Origin of the sequence: Bradyrhizobium sp. BRP56, assembly GCF_020194035.1 — a bacterium.
Classification (GTDB): domain Bacteria; phylum Pseudomonadota; class Alphaproteobacteria; order Rhizobiales; family Xanthobacteraceae; genus Bradyrhizobium; species Bradyrhizobium australafricanum.
Genome location: NZ_JADYVV010000094.1, coordinates 12,486 through 29,673, shown reverse-complemented (window position 1 = coordinate 29,673; position 17,188 = coordinate 12,486). Strand labels below are relative to the sequence as shown.

Sequence of the window (17,188 nt, the reverse complement as noted above, 5' to 3'; positions counted from 1 at the left end):
AAAAATATACTTCGACGTATCAATCCCAATGCGGATAATCTGGTTCACGGACGGCTCCCTTGTATGAGATCTAGACAACCTCATTCTGGCACACTGATGCCGTAGGGGGCCGTCCACACCATCAACCACCGCATTGGATTGTGAAAGGGATCGTGGCCGCGGCGTCGCGCAACAATCGAGATTTGAGGTAATGGGTCCTGGCTTTCGCCAGGACGACACTGTGTTGGTGCGCCGCAGGTGGCACGATTTCTGCCGTCGCAATCCCGAAGGCAGCATCTCGCTAGGCTAGTGCCGACACAAGCCACAGGCCCACATGCAGGTCGCGGCCATCCGCCCCGATACTTGCCGCGAGCGCGTTGCGTACCGCTTCCATGGCGCGACGCCGTTGATCGTCCGTGGCATTCTCGAGCAGCGCAGGCAGCGGGCCGGCCTGCGTGATGAAGGCCATGCTTTGCGCGATGTCGCCGCCATGGATCGGCACGTCGGCGGCCTTGAGCGCAATCTCGCGAAACCCGGCCTCGGTCAGGATGCCGCGAACGCGATCCTCGCGCGCGAACGAAAACATCCCGGGCGCCAATGGATCGACCGGCGGCTGTGGCGGCACGTGCGGTCGGGCCGCCTCGATGGGTACGCGAAACCACGGCGACTCCGGCATGGTGCGAAAACAGACGAACACCAGCCGCCCGCCCGCTTTCATGCCGCCGCGGATGTTGGTGAAGGCCCTGACCGGGTCATCAAAGAACATCAGGCCAAAACGCGAATACACCAGATCCGCCCAGCGCGGTTCGAAGCCGTAGATCGTTGCGTCGGCCTGCGCACAGGTCACGTTGCCAAGTCCCGCCTCGGCAACACGATGCTTGGCCAGATCCAGCATCGGGACCGAGATATCGACGCCCACCACAGCACCTGACGGACCAACGACCTTGGCGAACGCCAACAGCGTGTCACCGGTGCCGCATCCGATATCGATGACACGCTCACCCGGCCTTGCCGCCGCAGCACCCAGGCTGACGCTGGTGACCGACGTGAAGACATCACTGATCACGGCTTGCTGCGAAACCCATGAGTGCCCCATGGTGCTGTTCCAGAACGCTGCTCCTCGGGGGTTTGGCGTGGGTGTCTGCATTTGATGAAATCTCCTGGTGCTGAAAATCCGACCGAGTGTCGGCTGAAACAAACTGCACAAAATTCCGTATCGAACGCGAGGCTGAAATGTCCGTACCGGGCATTAGCGAATTGCAGCCGACGTGCTTTGCATCTCGGCTCTAGGCCATCAGGACGTCTTCGCGCGATCCGCATCTGATCGATGCTGGACGGCGCTCAGGTGGTGGACTCATTGCCGCCGCCCTTCGGCTTGGAAATCGGAGGGATGCAGCTACCGAAGCGTGGATCGAGCGGATCGTAGCGCGACCTCATTCTCGCAAAAATATAGAGCGCCGCCAGTGCGAAGGCGCCGAGCAACAGCAGGCCCCAGGCAGGTGGCGGACCTGCAATCAAAAGCAGAGCTGCTCCAACGAGTACTAACGCGAAAATACCCGAAGACAGTTTTGAAGCCATGACCGGCTCCGCAGTTAGCGCAAGGACGGGATACTACCCCCGAAATCGATCTATTGGCGAGAGGCCGGCTGCGCCACGCCAGCGCAGATATTTCCACCTGCGCCGTGGACGGAGCAACGGCCTGTTCGCTCACCGCCGCGGACGTCACTATTGCGAGTTAGAGGTTGGGTTGGTTTCGGCTCACGTACTCACTGCTGCGTGGATGGCGCGGCAATGTTGTACCAGGGCGTCGTGCGAGACCACGAAGTGCTTCAACGGCGTCTCGATGTCGTAGAAGTAGATGTTGGCCACGAAGCCATAGATGCCGGCGTCGATGGTCGTCGGCCTGTCGCCATGCACATAGCCTTGGCTCGGGATCAGGCTCGCCAGTGCGGCGAGATCGGCAAGGCCGCGGGCCATTGCGGCGTTGGGCTCGAAGCGGCCGATGCCCTGGTAGTAATAGCGCTGGGCGTTGAACTCCTTGGCCTTCATCAACCCGTCGTCGGTGAGGGCCGGATGCTCGCGCTTGAGCGCGTCGCGGAATTGGGGCCAATAGCGCGCGTCCTGCCAGCGCGAATAGGACATCACCCAGTAGAGATCGTCGAGCGTCCGCGTGATGAGGAGGTTGGTCGTGCGCTGCGCCGGCGTCAGCGCGGCATCCAGCGTCACGCCATATTTTCCGGTGATATAGGCGAGGATGGTCTCGCTGTCGCCGACAGTGTCACGGCCGTCGACGACATAGGGCAATTGCTGGCGCGGCGCCTTCGACGCATCGAAGATGTGCTCGTGCCGGAACGGCACGCCGGCGAGCTTCAGAAAAGCGAATACCTTCAGGCCATAGCCATTGTTGTCGGCCACGCCGAACAACGGCGGATAGGAATAGAGCGTGAGCATATGGCTCGCCACGTTCGAGGTGGACGAAGGCTACATCAGAATCCGCCAGTTGGATACGCGGGCAAGTAAACCGCCTCGGGATGAACCGGTACAAAGACTACAGCGGACTTGGCGCGCCTTGCTGGCGACATCAGCTAACGGCCGGAAGCGGCTTCATCCGGCGCGGCATCACTTCCCTTGTCCGGCCAATACAGCGACGACAGAGAGGAGGCGCACCGTCATGGCGGCACCTCCTCTCGCTTTGTTCAAGTAATACGTCGTGTTTACTGCGCGGGGCGTGATATGCCCTTGGCTATTGTGCGAAGCGCAAGCGCTTGAAACGGCGCACTTCCGAACAAGCGCAAAGCTTTGGGCTCACCAGCCCCAGCCACCGTAGTGGCGTGGGATCAGCGTCGGCCTTCCGGTGACGTAGCTGCGGTTGGCATAGCCACCAGGATAACCACCATACGAGCCATAGTAGCTGCCGGGATAGCCGACAGCGGCGTAAGAACCGTAATTGCCTGCGTTATAGCCGCCGTAGTAACGCGGGACCAGCGTTGGCCTTCCCGTTACATAGCTGCGGTTGGCATACCCGCCATAGTATTCTCCGGGATAGCCGCCATAGTAGCCCGTGCCGACATAGGGGCCACCACCATAGTAGCTATAAGGTGAAGTGGCAGCTACCGCGGCTGCTCCTATCGCGCCGGCCGCCAGGCCAGCACCCGCCACACCGGCACCGTAGCCGTACGCGGCCCGACGATATTGTCGACGGGCGACCCCGGCACCGCTCAGGGGAGTCAACGGCCGACCGATCCGCGCCTCGGCGCTGTCGATTGCTAGCGAAACGCCGCGCTGTTCAGACCAACTGAGCGAGAGCAGTGTCGCACAAGTGAAGGTCGTGGTTACAATTGCAGTTTTCAATGCCAACTTCATCGATTCTCTCCGTTGCTGTAGATACGATGGGTTGTCCGTCGTCGATTCTCATCGAAGCGCTACTTCGATCACGAAGCCCGCAATGAGTTACTTCGTGGCTGCGCCGGTTGTGCCAGCGGTACTCCCCGTCGTCGTGGGAGTGCCACGGCGGGCGTCACGTCGGTCTTGACGTGCATCGCGTCGGTCATCCCGACGATCACGCCGGCCTTCTCGCCGATCTTGACGTCGTACCGTGCCGGCGGTTTGGGCTGCCGCGTCGGAGGTCACCATCACAGAAAGCGCCAGGAGGCCAAACGCGGTCGCCATTCCGAGCGAAGACAGTGCGGTTCGCCGAGAGATCATCAAATCCTCCTCAGGCTCCGCCCCACGTGCAAGGCATACGCTGGCCAGTCGCTACGCATTGATTTACATCAATGTTGGTGCAGCGAATGGCGACGAAATCATTGTGCAGCAGCGCTGACCTACCGCGCGAAAGGGAGATGGTCGGGCGGTGCGGCCCAGTGCAAGCACGCGAAGGCGGAGTTCAAATCGAAGGGGAAGGAAAAATCCTATCGTCCTCTTATGTCCTCAAACCCCAAGGCGATCCAAGGGAGCCTTGATCCTTATCTTGAGGCCGTTCTGCCGCCAGTCGTATTCGATCTTGCCCCCGAGTTGACCAGCAATACTGCGCTCCGTGAGTACGCTGCCAAAGCCGGCGGCTTGCGGCGGGGCAACAATCATGGGACCGCCCGTCTCATTCCACTCAAAATGCAAGTCGCCGCCTTGCGTCTCCCATTTGATACGGATTGCCCCGCTCGGCTCCGAGAGTGCCCCGTATTTGGCTGCATTCGTCGCGATTTCGTGCAGCGCAAGGGCGAAGCTCGTTACGGCCATCACGCCTACAGGCACATCGGGGCCGCCGATCATGATGCGGTCGCGCGAGCCGTCGTCATAGGGTTGCATGACGGTTCGCGCGACCTCGTCCACCGTCGTCCGTTCGCTATGCGCTTCCGTACCCATGATCCCCGGACGTATAAGGTCCTTGGCCCGCATGAGGGCATCCAGCCGACCGCGAAGCGAATGAGCCATTTCCTGCGGCGTTCGAGCTGATCGAGCACTAAGGCTGATGATGCCGTGGAAGATCGCGAACAGGTTTTTCACCCGGTGGTTCGCCTCTCGCGCAAGCAACCGTTGATGCTCTTGCGCTTCCTTCTGAGTGGTGATGTCCACCACGACACCGACAAAGTTGGTAAGCTCGCCGCTCTCGTCTCTCAGGCACTCGCCACGCGCCTCGACCCAGCGGATGGTTCCGTCTTTGTGGAGCAGCCGGTATTCCTGGATGCACTTTTCTCCGGTGGCGACCGCGAGATTCACGGCCGCAGTAGTCCGCTCCACGTCCTCCGGATGGATGCCCGCGACATATTCCGACAACGGTGCGCCTTTCTCGCCCTTGGCGGGATCGACTGAGAACATTTGCGCGAAATACGCATCCGAATAGAACGTGTCCGTCGGCACATGCCAGTCGAACGTGCCTATCATTCCGGCGGCACTTAGCGCCTGGCTAAGCCGTTTCTCCGCTCTGGCCAGTTCTCGCTGCGCCACAACGCGTTCAGTTGTCTCGTTCACGATGCAGAGGACGCCGCCTATGTCGCCCGCCTCGTTTCGAACCGGGGAATAGGAGATGTCGAAATAGACGTTCTCCGGATAGCCGTGCCGCTCGATGTAGAACGGACGATCCTTGGCGAAGACGGTCTCACCAGTGTCGAGGACGCGCCTTAGCAGAGGTTCAAGATCGTCCCAAAGCTCCGCCCAATTCTCTCGCGCGGGCCGCCCGAGTGCCCTTGGATGTTTCTCACCGATGGTCGGTGCGTAGGCGTCGTTGTAGAGGGCCACGAAGTCCGCGCCCCAGAACAGCACGATTTGTGCGTTGGCAGGCAGCATGAGGCTGACCGCGCTCTTGAGATGCGCAGGCCATCCGTCAATGGGTCCCAAACTGGTCGTGGACCAATCGAGCGCGCGAATGAGCGCACTCAATTCGCTCCCGCCCGGCAGGAAGTCAGTTTGACATTTGCCGCTGGGACTCGTCTCGCGAGTGGTGCTCATTGCATTGAAGCAAACAGGACTTTGCGACCGGAGACAAGAGCCGCGTTCTCCTGCCACTCCCTTAGTCAACTGAGCCAGTTGAGGCAAATGAGCTAACAATGGTTATTCGGGCAATATCCGGTTCGGGTCATGAGCCGCCGATGACGCCCAAGCCGGGCGGCTTCCGCTTTGCCATCGGAAGCCGACGCCAGCGGTGCACGCTTCGGACGGTCAGGCCTTCGAGATCCCGCCGTCGATCACCGGTCCCATCGGCTCGTAGCGCTCGCCGCTGAAGCGCACCAGTTGCAACTGCTCGAGCGGATAATAGTCTGATGGCGAGGTGTTGATCCGGATGCCGGGCAGCAGCATGTCGGATTCGAAATCCTTCAGGTTGGCGGCCTGCTTGATGATGCTTTCGGACGAGACGTCGTCGCCACACTGCTTGAGCACCTGGACCAGGATCTGGCTGGTGAGATAGCCGGTGACGGCGTAGATGTCGTTCTTGGCCGCCGCCGGATCGTATTTGTCGAGGAAGGCGCGCCATTTCTGGATGGCGGGATCGTTGTCCCAGGCGGCGTCGACGGGATCCTTGAGGTAGGCGCTCGAAATGATCCCCTTGGAGACGTCGAAGCCCGCGGCCTTCAGCGTCGAGCCGGCGGATGAGGCGTTGTTGCCGATGTAGTGCGCCGGCTGCCAGCCGAGCTCGGCGATCTTCTTGATGCCCTGGGCGGCGAATTTCGGCGTGGTCATGCTCATGAACACGTTGGCGCCGGCGGATTTGCAGCGGACCACCTGGCTGTCGATGGTCGGGTCGGCGGTCTCATAGGACAGCTCCGCCACGATTGCGGACGTCCTGGCGCCAAGTCCGTCCTTGAAACCCTTCAGCACGTCGCGGCCGAAATCGTCGTTCTGGTAGACGATGCCGATTTTGGGATCGTTCTGTGTCGACAGCACATGCTGCGCGAAGGCGCGGCCCTCGATCTGGTAGCAGGGCTGGAAACCCATGGTGTAGGGGAAATTCTTGTAGTCGCCGAACTTGGTCGCGCCCGAGGCAATGAAGAGGTGCGGGACCTTCTTCTGGTTCATGTACTTCATGATCGCCGCGTTGGTCGGCGCGCCGAGCGGCGCGAACAGCACGTCGATCTCGTCGCCTTCGACCAGCTTGCGCGCCTGCTCGACGGTCTTGGCCGGGCTGTAGGCGTCGTCATACGTGATGTACTTGATCATGCGGCCGTTGATGCCGCCTTGCTCGTTGATCATCTTGAAATAGCCGCCGGGGGTGCGGCCGATCGACGAGTAGACCGCAGCCGGTCCCGAATAGGCGTCGATGTTGCCGATGACGATCTCGGTCTTGCCCTCCGTCTTGCCCTTGGCGATCGCGGGCCCGCCGAGCAGCACCGTGGCTGACGTGGCCGCGGCGCCCTTGATGAGATGACGGCGCGATAGCCGGGGCGAACGGTTCCTTGTCATTGCAGTCCTCCGCTTCTTCTTGTTGGCCGTTTTGGCATTATTGGCCGTCTGGCAGCCTCTGACGGGCATGTCGGCGCGCAGCATTCCACAGCGGTGCCTTGGGACTTGTGTGCAGTCGCTACCATCTGAAATTTTCGCGCGATGTCAGCCGCGGAGGCCGCGTTCCCCATCCTCGGTTACCGACAAGCCGCCCGGGATTGCTATACTGCGGCGACTGTCGTGATGATCAGAGCAGGGTGGACCGATGGCGAAAGCGTTGGAAGGCAAGGTAGCGGCCGTGACCGGGGCGGCGTCGGGGATTGGACTGGCGAGCAGCGAGGCGATGCTGGCCGCGGGCGCGCGCGTGGTGATGGTCGACCGCGATGCCGCCGCGCTGCAAGCGCTCGCCCGCGAGCACGGCGATGCGGTGGTCCCGCTGGTGATCGACCTGCTCGATCCCGGGGAGTGTGCGAGCTTGCTGCCCAAGGTGCTCGAGAACACCGGCCAGCTCGACATCCTGCACGCCAATGCCGGCATCTATGTCGGCGGTGACCTCGTCGATGCGGATACGATTGCGATCGACCGGATGCTGAACCTCAACGTCAACGTCGTGATGAAGAACGTGCACGACGTGCTGCCGCACATGATCACGCGCGGCACCGGCGACATCATCGTCACAAGCTCGCTCGCCGCGCATTTCCCGACGCCGTGGGAGCCGGTCTATGCGTCGTCGAAATGGGCGATCAACTGCTTCGTGCAGACGGTGCGGCGCCAGGTGTTCAAGCACGGCATCCGCGTCGGCTCGATCTCGCCCGGGCCCGTAATCAGCGCGCTGCTGGCGGACTGGCCGCCCGAGAAGCTTGCGGAGGCCAAGGCGGCCGGAAGCCTGCTGGAGGCCAGCGAAGTCGCCGAGGTCGTGATGTTCATGCTGACCCGGCCGCGCGGCATGACCATCCGCGACGTCGTGATGCTGCCGACGAACTTCGATCTGTAACGGCGAGCGCCGCGCCTCAGGCGGCGCTGCGATCGGTGGCGGGCGCCGGGCTGTGCTGCGTGAGGCGGCGCAGTGCGGCGACATTGGTCGCGACGGAAGCCATCCGGCACCGCGCCTTGCCTTCGGATTTCGCCTCGTACAGCGCGGCGTCGGCGGACGCCAGCAGCTGTTCGGCCTCGGTGCCGTGCTCAGGCGACACCGCGATGCCGACGCTGACGCCGACCTCGGCCGAGATGCCGCCCGCGAGCTGATAGGGCATCGTGACGGTCTGGATGATGCGCTGGCCGGCCGTGAGCGCCTGTTCCGCCGTGACGCCGTTGACCAGCACCACGAACTCGTCGCCGCCGAGCCGTGCGATTACCGCGGTTTCGGGCAGCGCACGCCGCAGCCGCTCCGCGGTCAACATCAGCACCTGATCGCCGGCGGCGTGGCCATAGGTGTCGTTGACCGGCTTGAAATTGTCGAGGTCGAAGAACAGCAGCGCAAAGGGCCCGCCATTCCCGGCGGGGGCCGCCAGCTTTGCGTTCAGCGCCGCGACGAAGCCGGCGCGATTGCGCAGGCCGGTCAGGGTGTCGTGATGGGCAAGATGGCCGTTCTCGCGCTCGGCGCGCATCGTGGCGATCAGCATCTTGTTGAGGCGGAAGGCCGCCACCGTCATCGCCGTGAGATACAGCGGCACCTGCATGACGACGATGAAGAGCAGCGGCTCGCCGGCAAGGGCCGCGCCCGGAACGATCGGGCCGAGGCTGAGCAGGATCATGGTGCCGGCAAGGCGCGGGGCGCTGAAATTGCGGAAGCAGATGCCGCCGACCATCGCCGCCGCCGATAGCGAAGCCAGCAGCGCAACCACCCAATCGCCGCTTGCGAGGCTGATCAGGATGCCGAAGCCGACGCTGGCGCTCCAGGCGACTGCAAGCACGAGATGCAAATCGGTCGGGGTCGGCTGCTGCTCGCGCGCGGCGCGATGCGCAACCACGAGCACGGCGAGGCGCGAGAGGCAGATGACGAGTTCGAGGACGACCCAGGTGATGAACAGCGCGGTCGGCTCGCGGATCGCAATCACGGCTGCGACTGCGACCGTATTGACCGCGCCAGCCGCAAACACCGGCAGCGAGCCGTAGAGATCCCCGATCAGCGCCGCGCGGATGTCGTCAGGTACGCCCGGTCCGGCGTCGGCGAGCCAGCGCGTCACGCCCCAGCGCGGCTGGCTGTATCGTCCTTTTTCGGACTGCATTGTTCTTGCCTCGTACTTTCACCGCGCAACTGACCCGGCCCGACCTAACAGGCGTTTAAGGCCGGCGCCGATCGCGCGGCGTGATTGACGGCAGGTAAACCCGGCGGGCGATCGCGCCGCAGAAATACCGACGCCGGAGGTCGCGACGCGGCTTGGTCGCGACGATCGGGTTCGGCCGGCGGCGAGAAGGATGAAGTCTGCGCCAATGCCGGCCTTGCCAGGGTGGCGGACGCGTTGAAACAGCGCGGACGCCGCGTCGGCAGACTATGACACGTGAAAAGGGAAGGACTGCCGCGGCCGTTGCGTTACACGGCGAGGAGCTGTTGTTCGGCCGCGCCGCCGGCGGGCTTCGGCTTCTTCGCCTTGGCGGGCGCGAACAGATTGCTCGCGGCAAGGCCCGCGGTGTCGGCGACGGTCGGATCACACGACACCATGGCCGCGACGATGGCGCCGTCGATCAGCAGCGCGAGCTGGTGCGCGAGCACGGCCGGCTCGGCCGCGCCCATCTCGCCGGCGAGCTTCTCGATATGCGCCAGCACCACCTTCTTGTGCTTCAGCGCGATGTTGCGGAACTGCTTGGCGTCCTTGTCGTGCTCGGCGACCGCGTTGATGAAGGGGCAGCCGTAGAAGCGCTCCTCGGCGAACCAGGTCTTCAGGGCAGGGAAGATCCGCGACAGCTTGGTCTGCGGATCGCCGCCGCCGGCCTCGATCGCGCCGATGAACCATTCGCGCCACTGCCGGCCTTCGCTCTCCAGCACCGCATGCACGAGGTTGGTCTTCGAGCCGAACAGCTTGTAGAGCGTGGTCTTCGCGGTTCCGGCCTCGTCGATGATCGCATCGATGCCGGTGGCGTTGATGCCGTTCTTGCAGAACAGATGGGTTGCGGCGTTCAGCAGGCGCCCGCGCGCCGATTCATCGTCGCCGGCGGTGAACGCGGCGGCAGATTTTTTCTTCGCAAGCGATTTGGCCATGCGCGTCAGTAAATCGGAGCGCGGCAGAATCATCAAGTCGCATCTTCATGCCCCTATCGACGCGCTGAAAATCATCGCGGTCGCGCGCCATCTGCTTGGCGATTGAGCAGGCCGGCGCTGATCAATCCGCAGGCAGCCCTGCTTAAGCGCCTGCGGGATTTCGCCTTTTGATTTGCGGCGGGATTGGCACGCTTCGTGCAGGAAACAGACCGTTCGGTATCCTGACCAAATCCATCGCTCCCAGGGAGAAAACTGATGACCGCTGTCGCCCAGAAAACCGCACTGACCGGCTGCCTCGCGCCGATCGACAAAGGCGGGCTCGAGCAGCTGATTGCCAATGGCAAGGCCAACCCGAAGGTGATCAAGACCTTGAAGTGCAAGACGGTGGCCGAGGGCAAGTTCCGTCACGCCAACTACATCCGCAACCTCGCGCCCTACATCGTCGACGAGCCGCCGGGCCTGCTCGGCGACGACACCGCGCCCAATCCCTCCGAGGCCTCGCTCGCCGCGCTCGGCTCCTGCCTTGCGGTCGGCCTGCACGCCAACGCCGTGCATCGCGGCTGGATCGTCAACAAGCTCGAGCTCGAGCTCGAGGGCGATCTCAATATCACCGCGGTGTGGGGCACCGGCGACGTCAGCGAGAAGCCGGTCGGCTTCACCGACGTCCGCGTCAAGGTCGACATGGAGTGCGAGGGGGTCTCGCAGGCCGAGATCGACGCGCTGGTGGCGCATGTGAAGAAGTGGTCGCCGGTCGCCAACACCTTCACCCGTCCCGTCAATCTCGAGGTCAGCGCGTAAACGCCCGACCGGCAATTTCAAGGTGCGGAGATCATCCATGGGTTCACTGGCTTTATCGCGGGTCGCAGCTCAAGATCCCGCACCGACCATTGCGGACGAGGTTGCCCGCCTTGCCCGTCAGGAGCTGGCGCCGATCGCAGCCGCGGTCGATGCCGGCTCGGTCTATCCCGGCGAATTCCTGCGCCGGCTCGGCAAGGTCGGCGCCTGGAGCAGCCATGTGCCGCAGGAGGGGCCTGCCGACCTGCGCTGGGCCATCCAGTCGATGGCGGCGCTCGGCGAGGTCTGCGGCGCCACCGCCTTCATGGCGTGGTGCCAGAACACGCTGGTCTGGTACGTCGCCAATTCCACCAACATGAAGCTCGCCGCGCGCTTCGGTGACTGCTTCGCCCGCGGGCGCGCGCTCGGCGGCACCGGGCTCTCCAACCCGATGAAGAGCTTCTTCGGCATCGAGCGGCTGAAGCTGAAGGGCCGCAAGGTCGATGGTGGCTACATCGTCCGCGGCGCGCTGCCCTGGGTGTCGAACCTCGGGCCCGGCCATTACTTCGGCACGATCTTCGAGCGCGAGGACGAGGGCACCAAGGGCGAGCCGGGCGGCATCGCAAGCGGCGAGCTGGGCAGCATCGCAAGCGGCGAGCTGGGCAGCACCGTGATGTTCCTCGCCGACTGCTCCGATCCCGCGATCACGCTGACGCCCTGCAAGCCGTTCCTGGCGATGGACGGCACCGGTACCTATGGCGTCCAGTTTCGCGACGTGTTCGTGCCGGACGAACTGATCCTGGCCGAGCCGGCTGCGCCGTTCGTCAAGAAAATCCGCGCCGGCTTCATCCTGTTGCAGGCCGGCATGGGTCTTGGGCTGATGAAGGATTGCATCAACATCATGGACGAAGTCCATGCGCCGCTGGGACACGTCAACCGCTATCTGCCGCAACAGCCGCTGCAATTCCGCGAGCTCCATGCCGAGTTCGAGAAGGAGGCGATGGCGCTGGCAAGCGATCCCTACAACGCCGATGACAGCTACTGGCGCCGCGTCGTCGCGCTGCGCCTGCGGATCGGCGATGCCAGCGTCGCGTTCGCGCATGGCGCGATGCTCCATTGCGGCGCGCGCGGCTACCTGATGAGCCACCGCGCCCAGCGCAGGCTGCGCGAGGCCTATTTCGTCGCCATCGTCACGCCCGCCACCAAGCAGCTGCGCAAGATGCTGGCGGACGGCTGAAGCATGATCCGGAAAAGTGGAAACCGGTTTTCCCTCGCGACAAACGCGGAACGCGCTTGCGCGGAGATCATGCTCAAACAAGTTCGGGACCACCACAACTGCAACCACAGACAGGAGAGGCTGCCATGACGGACGTTCTGATCACCGCCGGCGAACTTGCCGAGCTCGTCAAGAAAGACCCGTGTGTCATCATCGACACGCGGAATCCGGATGCCTATGCGGCCGGCCATTTGCCCGGTGCCGTCAATGTGCATGACGTCTTCACTTTCCTCGCGACCTCGACGCCGGAGGGCATCCACGAGCTCAAGACAAAATTCGCCGACGCGTTCGGCGCCGCCGGTCTCTCCGGCAAGGAGACCGCGGTGATCTACGAGCAGTCGATGAATTCCGGCTTCGGCCAGTCCTGCCGCGGCTACTACCTGCTGACGATGCTGGGCTATCCCAAGATCAAGGTGCTGCATGGCGGCTTCGATGCCTGGAAGGCGGCCGACCTGCCGGTGACCACCGACGTTGCGGTGCCGGCGAAGGCCGCCTTTGCGATCGTACCGGAGGCCGGCGATATCATGATCGACGCCAAGGCGATGCTGGCGGCGGTCGGCAAGCCCGGCGTTGCGATCCTCGACGTGCGCGACGTCGACGAGTGGATCGGCGAAAGCTCCTCGCCCTACGGCAAGGATTTCTGCCCGCGCAAGGGCCGCATTCCCGGCGCGGTGTGGCTCGAATGGTACCGCATGATGAAGCCGACCGCCGAAGGCCCGCGCTTCAAGTCGAAGGACGAGATCCTGGCCGAGTGCGCCACCGTCGGCATCTCGCAGACCACGCCGGTCTATCTCTACTGCTTCAAAGGCGCGCGCGCCTCGAACACCTTCCTGGCGCTGAAGAACGCCGGCGTGAAGGACGTGCGGATGTACTTCGGCTCCTGGAACGAGTGGTCGCGCGACCCGTCGCTGCCGATCGATGAGGGCTTGCCGACCGCGGCCGTCGTCACCGGCAAGGCGGCATAGAACCTGCATGTTTGTTGGTGTCCGGCGGCGCAAAACGCGGCCGGACGCCGATCAATGAACCGGATCGTGGAGCTCTCTGCGTTTCGGTGCGACAATGGGGCGCAGCATGTCCACGTCAGATGATCCCTTCGACACCGACCGCGTGCTCACGCGATCGGGTTGCGCCTGCGGCTGGCATCGCTCAGCCGCCGAGCATGAGCAGGCCGCGCGCACGCTGCGCTGCGAGCCGGTCGCCGATCTCAGCGAACAGAAGCGTTACGAAGGCATCGTCGCGTCGGCGGTGATGCGGGCGGTGTTTCCGCAGGATGTCGCGCGCCGTGCTTTCCTGAAATCGGTTGGCGCCGCGACGGCGCTCGCCGCGCTGTCACAGGTCTTCCCGCTGAAGACGGCGACGGAGGCGTTCGCCGACGCCGGACCACCGGAGAAGAAGGACCTCAAGGTCGGCTTCATCCCGATCACCTGCGCAACTCCGATCATCATGGCGGCGCCGCTCGGCTTCTATGCCAAGCAGGGCCTCAACGTCGAGGTGGTGAAGACCGCCGGCTGGGCGGTCATTCGCGACAAGACCATCAACAAGGAATACGACGCCGCCCACATGCTGGCGCCGATGCCGATCGCGATCTCGCTCGGCCTTGGCGCCAACGCCATACCGTTCACGGTCCCTGCGATCGAGAACATCAACGGGCAAGGCATCACGCTGGCGATGAAGCACAAGGACAGGCGCGATCCGAAGGACTGGAAGGGCATGAAGTTCGCCATTCCGTTCGACTACTCCATGCACAATTACCTGCTGCGCTATTACCTCGCCGAGCACGGGCTCGACCCGGATACCGACGTGCAGCTTCGCTCGGTGCCGCCGCCGGAGATGGTCGCCAATCTGCGCGCCGACAACATCGACGGTTTCCTCGCGCCCGACAATATCTGCCAGCGCGCGATCTATGACGGGGTCGGCTTCCTGCACATCCTCTCCAAGGAGATCTGGGACGGCCATCCCTGCTGCAGCTTTGCCGCCAGCCGCGAGTTCATCACGACGGCGCCGAATTCCTTCGCGGCGCTGACCCGCGCGATCGTGGATGCCACCGGCTACGCGGCGAAGGCCGAGAACCGCAAGCAGATCGCGGAAGCGATCGCGCCGGCCAACTACATCAACGCGCCGGTGACGGTGCTGGAGCAGGTGTTGACCGGCACCTATGCCGACGGGCTCGGTGGCGTGAAAACCGATCCGAAGCGCGTCGATTTCGATCCGTTCCCCTGGCAGTCCTTTGCGGTGTGGATGCTGACGCAGATGAAGCGCTGGGGCCAGATCAAGGGCGACGTCGACTACAAGGCGGTCGCCGAGCAGGTCTATCTCGCCACCGATACCAAGAAGGTGATGGCCGAGATGGGCCTCGCGCCACCGGCCACCTCGTACAAGTCGTTCTCGGTGATGGGCAAGAGCTTCGATCCGGCCAAGCCCGACGATTATCTCGCGAGCTTCAAGATCAGGAAATCGTCGTGAGCCCATCTCCGTCGTCCCGGCGAAGGCCGGGACCCATAACCACTGCAGCCGGCGATTGGGCACGGCGTCTCCCCGCGTGCCCGACCGCGACGGCGCGGCGTATGGGTCCCGGCTTTCGCCGGGACGACGCGGTGAGGGAGCTTGCGCGATGACGCTGTCCCTCCGCCTCCGCGCCGCCATCGTCTCGATCGCGCTGCTTGCCGGCTTCCTCGGCGCCTGGCACCTCGCCACCCGCAGCAGCGGCGCGACGGCGGCCATGAGCCCCGAATACGCCAGGCTGATGGGGCTGACCGCGACGCAGGGCAAGTCGGCGATGCCCGGGCCGCTCGACGTCGGCGCCAAGCTGTGGGAGCATCTGAAGCGGCCGTTCTACGACAATGGCCCGAACGACAAGGGGCTCGGCATCCAGCTCGCCTATTCGATCGGGCGCGTCGGGCTCGGCTATCTGATCGCAGTCGTCGTCGCGATTCCGCTCGGCTTCATGATCGGCATGTCGCCTTTGGTCAGCAAGGCGCTCGATCCGTTCATCCAGGTGCTGAAGCCGATCTCGCCGCTGGCCTGGATGCCGCTCGCGCTCTACACGATCAAGGATTCCTCGATCTCGGCGATCTTCGTCATTTTCATCTGCTCGGTGTGGCCGATGCTGCTCAACACCGCGTTTGGGGTCGCCGGTGTGCGCAAGGAGTGGATCAACGTCGCGCGCACGCTCGAGGTCGGCACCATCAGGCGCGCCTTCACCGTGATCCTGCCGGCGGCGGCGCCGACGATCCTGACGGGCATGCGGATCTCGATCGGGATCGCCTGGCTCGTGATCGTCGCCGCCGAGATGCTCGTCGGCGGTACCGGCATCGGCTACTTCGTCTGGAATGAGTGGAATAACCTGTCGATCACCAATGTGATCATCGCGATCCTCTTGATCGGCCTCGTCGGCATGCTGCTCGACCAGGTGCTGGCGCGGTTCACGCGCATGGTGACGTTTCCGGAGTAGCGATGACCGACAGCCGCATTGCAGCCACTTCACCTCGCCCCGCCTGCGGGGAGAGGTCGATCGCGAAGCGATCGGGTGAGGGGGAGTTTCCGCGAGTCTATCTGCCGCCGTGCTCGCGGAGGAAGCCCCTCACCCCAACCCTCTCCCCGCGAAGAGCGGGGCGAGGGAGTGCAGTCCGTTCGTGGAGCTACCGCGGATGACCGACAAGTTCATTTCGATCGAGGGCATTGCGCGGCGCTATCCCGGCGCCGGCGGCGGCGTCACCACGGTGTTCGAGAATTTCTGGCTGTCGATGGCGCGCGGCGAGTTCGGCTGCGTGATCGGCCATTCCGGCTGCGGCAAGACCACGGTGCTGAACATCCTCGCCGGCCTCGACGAGCCGAGCGAGGGCACGGTGATCGTCGACGGGCAGGGCATCGAGGGCACCAGCCTCGACCGCGCCGTGATCTTCCAAAGCCATGCGCTGCTGCCGTGGCGCACCGTATCGGGCAATGTCGCTTATGCCGTCGGCTCGAAATGGCGCAAATGGGACCGTGCGCGGGTGAAGGCGCATGCGCAGAAGTTCATCGATCTCGTCGGGCTCACCGGCTCCGAGCACAAGCATCCGTCCGAGCTCTCCGGCGGCATGAAACAGCGCGTCGGCATCGCGCGGGCGCTGTCGATCACCCCGAAGATCATGCTGATGGACGAGCCGTTCTCGGCGCTCGACGCGCTGACCCGCGGCACGCTGCAGGACGAGGTGCGGCGGATCTGCCTGGAGACCGGGCAGACCACCTTCATGATCACCCATGACGTCGATGAGGCGATCTTCCTCGCCGACAAGATCTTCCTGATGACCAACGGTCCCGGCGCCGTGCTGGCCGAGATCGTCGAGAACCCGCTGCCGAAGGAGCGCGGTCGCATCGACCTGCACCGCCATCCCTATTACTATGCGCTGCGCAACCATATCGTCGATTTCCTGGTCAGCCGTAGCAAGAGTTTTGCCACCGAGGTGACCGGTCACGATCCGCGCCGCGTGCCGACAGTGCGGCCCGGCGTCGGCGAGCCCGTGATCGTCTCGCCGCCACGCGCCGTCGAACCCAATCCCGCGCAGAGCGCTGCGCGCTGAAGCCCAAGGAGGAAACCTGATGAAACGCGAAGACCTCACCGAGAAGCTGCTCGACATCAAGCGCGAGAAGGGCTGGAGCTGGAAATACATCTGCGAGAAGATCGGCGGCTATTCCGACGTGCTGATCACGGGCGCCATCCTCGGCCAGATGAAACTGACGAAGCCGCAGGCGGCGAACGCCGGCGAATTGTTCGGGCTGTCGAAGGCCGAGATCGCGATGCTCAACGAGGTGCCGATGCGCGGCACCGGCACGCCGATGCCGCCGACCGATCCGCTGATCTACCGCTTCTACGAGATGGTGATGGTCAACGGCCCGGCCTGGAAGGCGCTGATCGAAGAAGAATTCGGCGACGGCATCATGTCGGCGATCGACTTCGACATGGCGCTGGAGCGCGTCGCCAATCCGAAGGGCGACCGCGTCAAGATCACCATGAGCGGCAAGTTCCTGCCGTACAAATATTACGGCGCCAGCGGCAACGTGCCTGAATACGGCTTCAAGGAAGAGTGAGGCGAGGGGGCGAATGGCGA

At 63.9% G+C, this 17,188-nt stretch carries 16 protein-coding genes; 8 read left to right on the top strand and 8 right to left on the bottom strand.

Going from position 1 to position 17,188, the window contains the following annotated elements:
• Positions 1-280 precede the first annotated feature (280 nt).
• From I6F38_RS39720 to I6F38_RS39695, 6 genes are all read right to left on the bottom strand, one after another.
• Positions 281-1,126: a methyltransferase domain-containing protein gene (locus tag I6F38_RS39720; RefSeq protein WP_225164224.1), complete on the bottom strand. Its 846-nt coding sequence runs from the start codon at positions 1,124-1,126 to the stop codon at positions 281-283.
• A 194-nt stretch (positions 1,127-1,320) separates the two neighbouring features.
• Positions 1,321-1,557 carry a hypothetical protein gene (locus I6F38_RS39715; RefSeq protein WP_225164223.1) on the bottom strand — a complete coding sequence of 79 codons (237 nt, stop codon included), beginning with the start codon at positions 1,555-1,557 and terminating at the stop codon, positions 1,321-1,323.
• 180 nt (positions 1,558-1,737) lie between these two features.
• Entirely contained in the window at positions 1,738-2,430 is a 693-nt protein-coding gene (locus I6F38_RS39710; RefSeq protein WP_225164222.1) for a glutathione S-transferase C-terminal domain-containing protein, read from the bottom strand.
• A gap of 354 nt (positions 2,431-2,784) precedes the next feature.
• The gene (locus tag I6F38_RS39705; RefSeq protein ID WP_225164221.1) at positions 2,785-3,342 is read right to left on the bottom strand and encodes a hypothetical protein; all 558 of its coding nucleotides are present in this window, start codon (positions 3,340-3,342) and stop codon (positions 2,785-2,787) included.
• A 567-nt stretch (positions 3,343-3,909) separates the two neighbouring features.
• Complete coding sequence (locus tag I6F38_RS39700; RefSeq protein WP_225164220.1) at positions 3,910-5,355, bottom strand: PAS domain-containing protein; 1,446 nt, start codon at positions 5,353-5,355, stop codon at positions 3,910-3,912.
• Between the two features lie 279 nt (positions 5,356-5,634).
• A complete protein-coding gene (locus I6F38_RS39695; protein ID WP_225164219.1) occupies positions 5,635-6,873 on the bottom strand; it encodes an ABC transporter substrate-binding protein in 1,239 nt (412 codons plus the stop codon).
• 244 nt (positions 6,874-7,117) lie between these two features.
• Here I6F38_RS39695 and I6F38_RS39690 point away from each other — a divergent pair, with 244 nt between their 5' ends.
• The gene (locus tag I6F38_RS39690) at positions 7,118-7,846 is read left to right on the top strand and encodes an SDR family oxidoreductase (protein ID WP_225164218.1); all 729 of its coding nucleotides are present in this window, start codon (positions 7,118-7,120) and stop codon (positions 7,844-7,846) included.
• A 16-nt stretch (positions 7,847-7,862) separates the two neighbouring features.
• On the opposite strand, the gene I6F38_RS39685 is transcribed toward I6F38_RS39690, so the two are convergent.
• Positions 7,863-9,080, bottom strand: a complete 1,218-nt coding sequence (locus I6F38_RS39685; protein WP_225164217.1) for a GGDEF domain-containing protein — start codon at positions 9,078-9,080, stop codon at positions 7,863-7,865.
• Positions 9,081-9,385: 305 nt separating this feature from the next.
• Positions 9,386-10,051, bottom strand: coding sequence for a TetR/AcrR family transcriptional regulator (locus I6F38_RS39680; protein ID WP_225164226.1), 666 nt, complete (start codon positions 10,049-10,051; stop codon positions 9,386-9,388).
• A 255-nt stretch (positions 10,052-10,306) separates the two neighbouring features.
• On the opposite strand from I6F38_RS39680, the gene I6F38_RS39675 reads away from it, so the two are divergent.
• The 7 genes from I6F38_RS39675 (at position 10,307) to cynS (ending at position 17,168) form a co-directional block, all read left to right on the top strand.
• Entirely contained in the window at positions 10,307-10,849 is a 543-nt protein-coding gene (locus I6F38_RS39675; RefSeq protein WP_225164216.1) for an OsmC family protein, read from the top strand.
• A gap of 37 nt (positions 10,850-10,886) precedes the next feature.
• A complete protein-coding gene (locus I6F38_RS39670; protein WP_225164215.1) occupies positions 10,887-12,062 on the top strand; it encodes an acyl-CoA dehydrogenase family protein in 1,176 nt (391 codons plus the stop codon).
• 125 nt (positions 12,063-12,187) lie between these two features.
• Complete coding sequence (locus I6F38_RS39665) at positions 12,188-13,066, top strand: sulfurtransferase (protein ID WP_225164214.1); 879 nt, start codon at positions 12,188-12,190, stop codon at positions 13,064-13,066.
• A 106-nt stretch (positions 13,067-13,172) separates the two neighbouring features.
• Complete coding sequence (locus I6F38_RS39660) at positions 13,173-14,564, top strand: CmpA/NrtA family ABC transporter substrate-binding protein (RefSeq protein WP_225164213.1); 1,392 nt, start codon at positions 13,173-13,175, stop codon at positions 14,562-14,564.
• Between the two features lie 148 nt (positions 14,565-14,712).
• Positions 14,713-15,552, top strand: a complete 840-nt coding sequence (ntrB, locus tag I6F38_RS39655; protein WP_225164212.1) for a nitrate ABC transporter permease — start codon at positions 14,713-14,715, stop codon at positions 15,550-15,552.
• Positions 15,553-15,748: 196 nt separating this feature from the next.
• Positions 15,749-16,660, top strand: coding sequence for an ABC transporter ATP-binding protein (locus tag I6F38_RS39650; RefSeq protein WP_225164211.1), 912 nt, complete (start codon positions 15,749-15,751; stop codon positions 16,658-16,660).
• A 19-nt stretch (positions 16,661-16,679) separates the two neighbouring features.
• Positions 16,680-17,168 (top strand): cyanase, encoded by a 489-nt coding sequence (gene cynS / locus I6F38_RS39645; RefSeq protein ID WP_050387665.1) that lies wholly within the window; start codon positions 16,680-16,682, stop codon positions 17,166-17,168.
• The last annotated feature ends 20 nt before the right edge of the window (positions 17,169-17,188 follow it).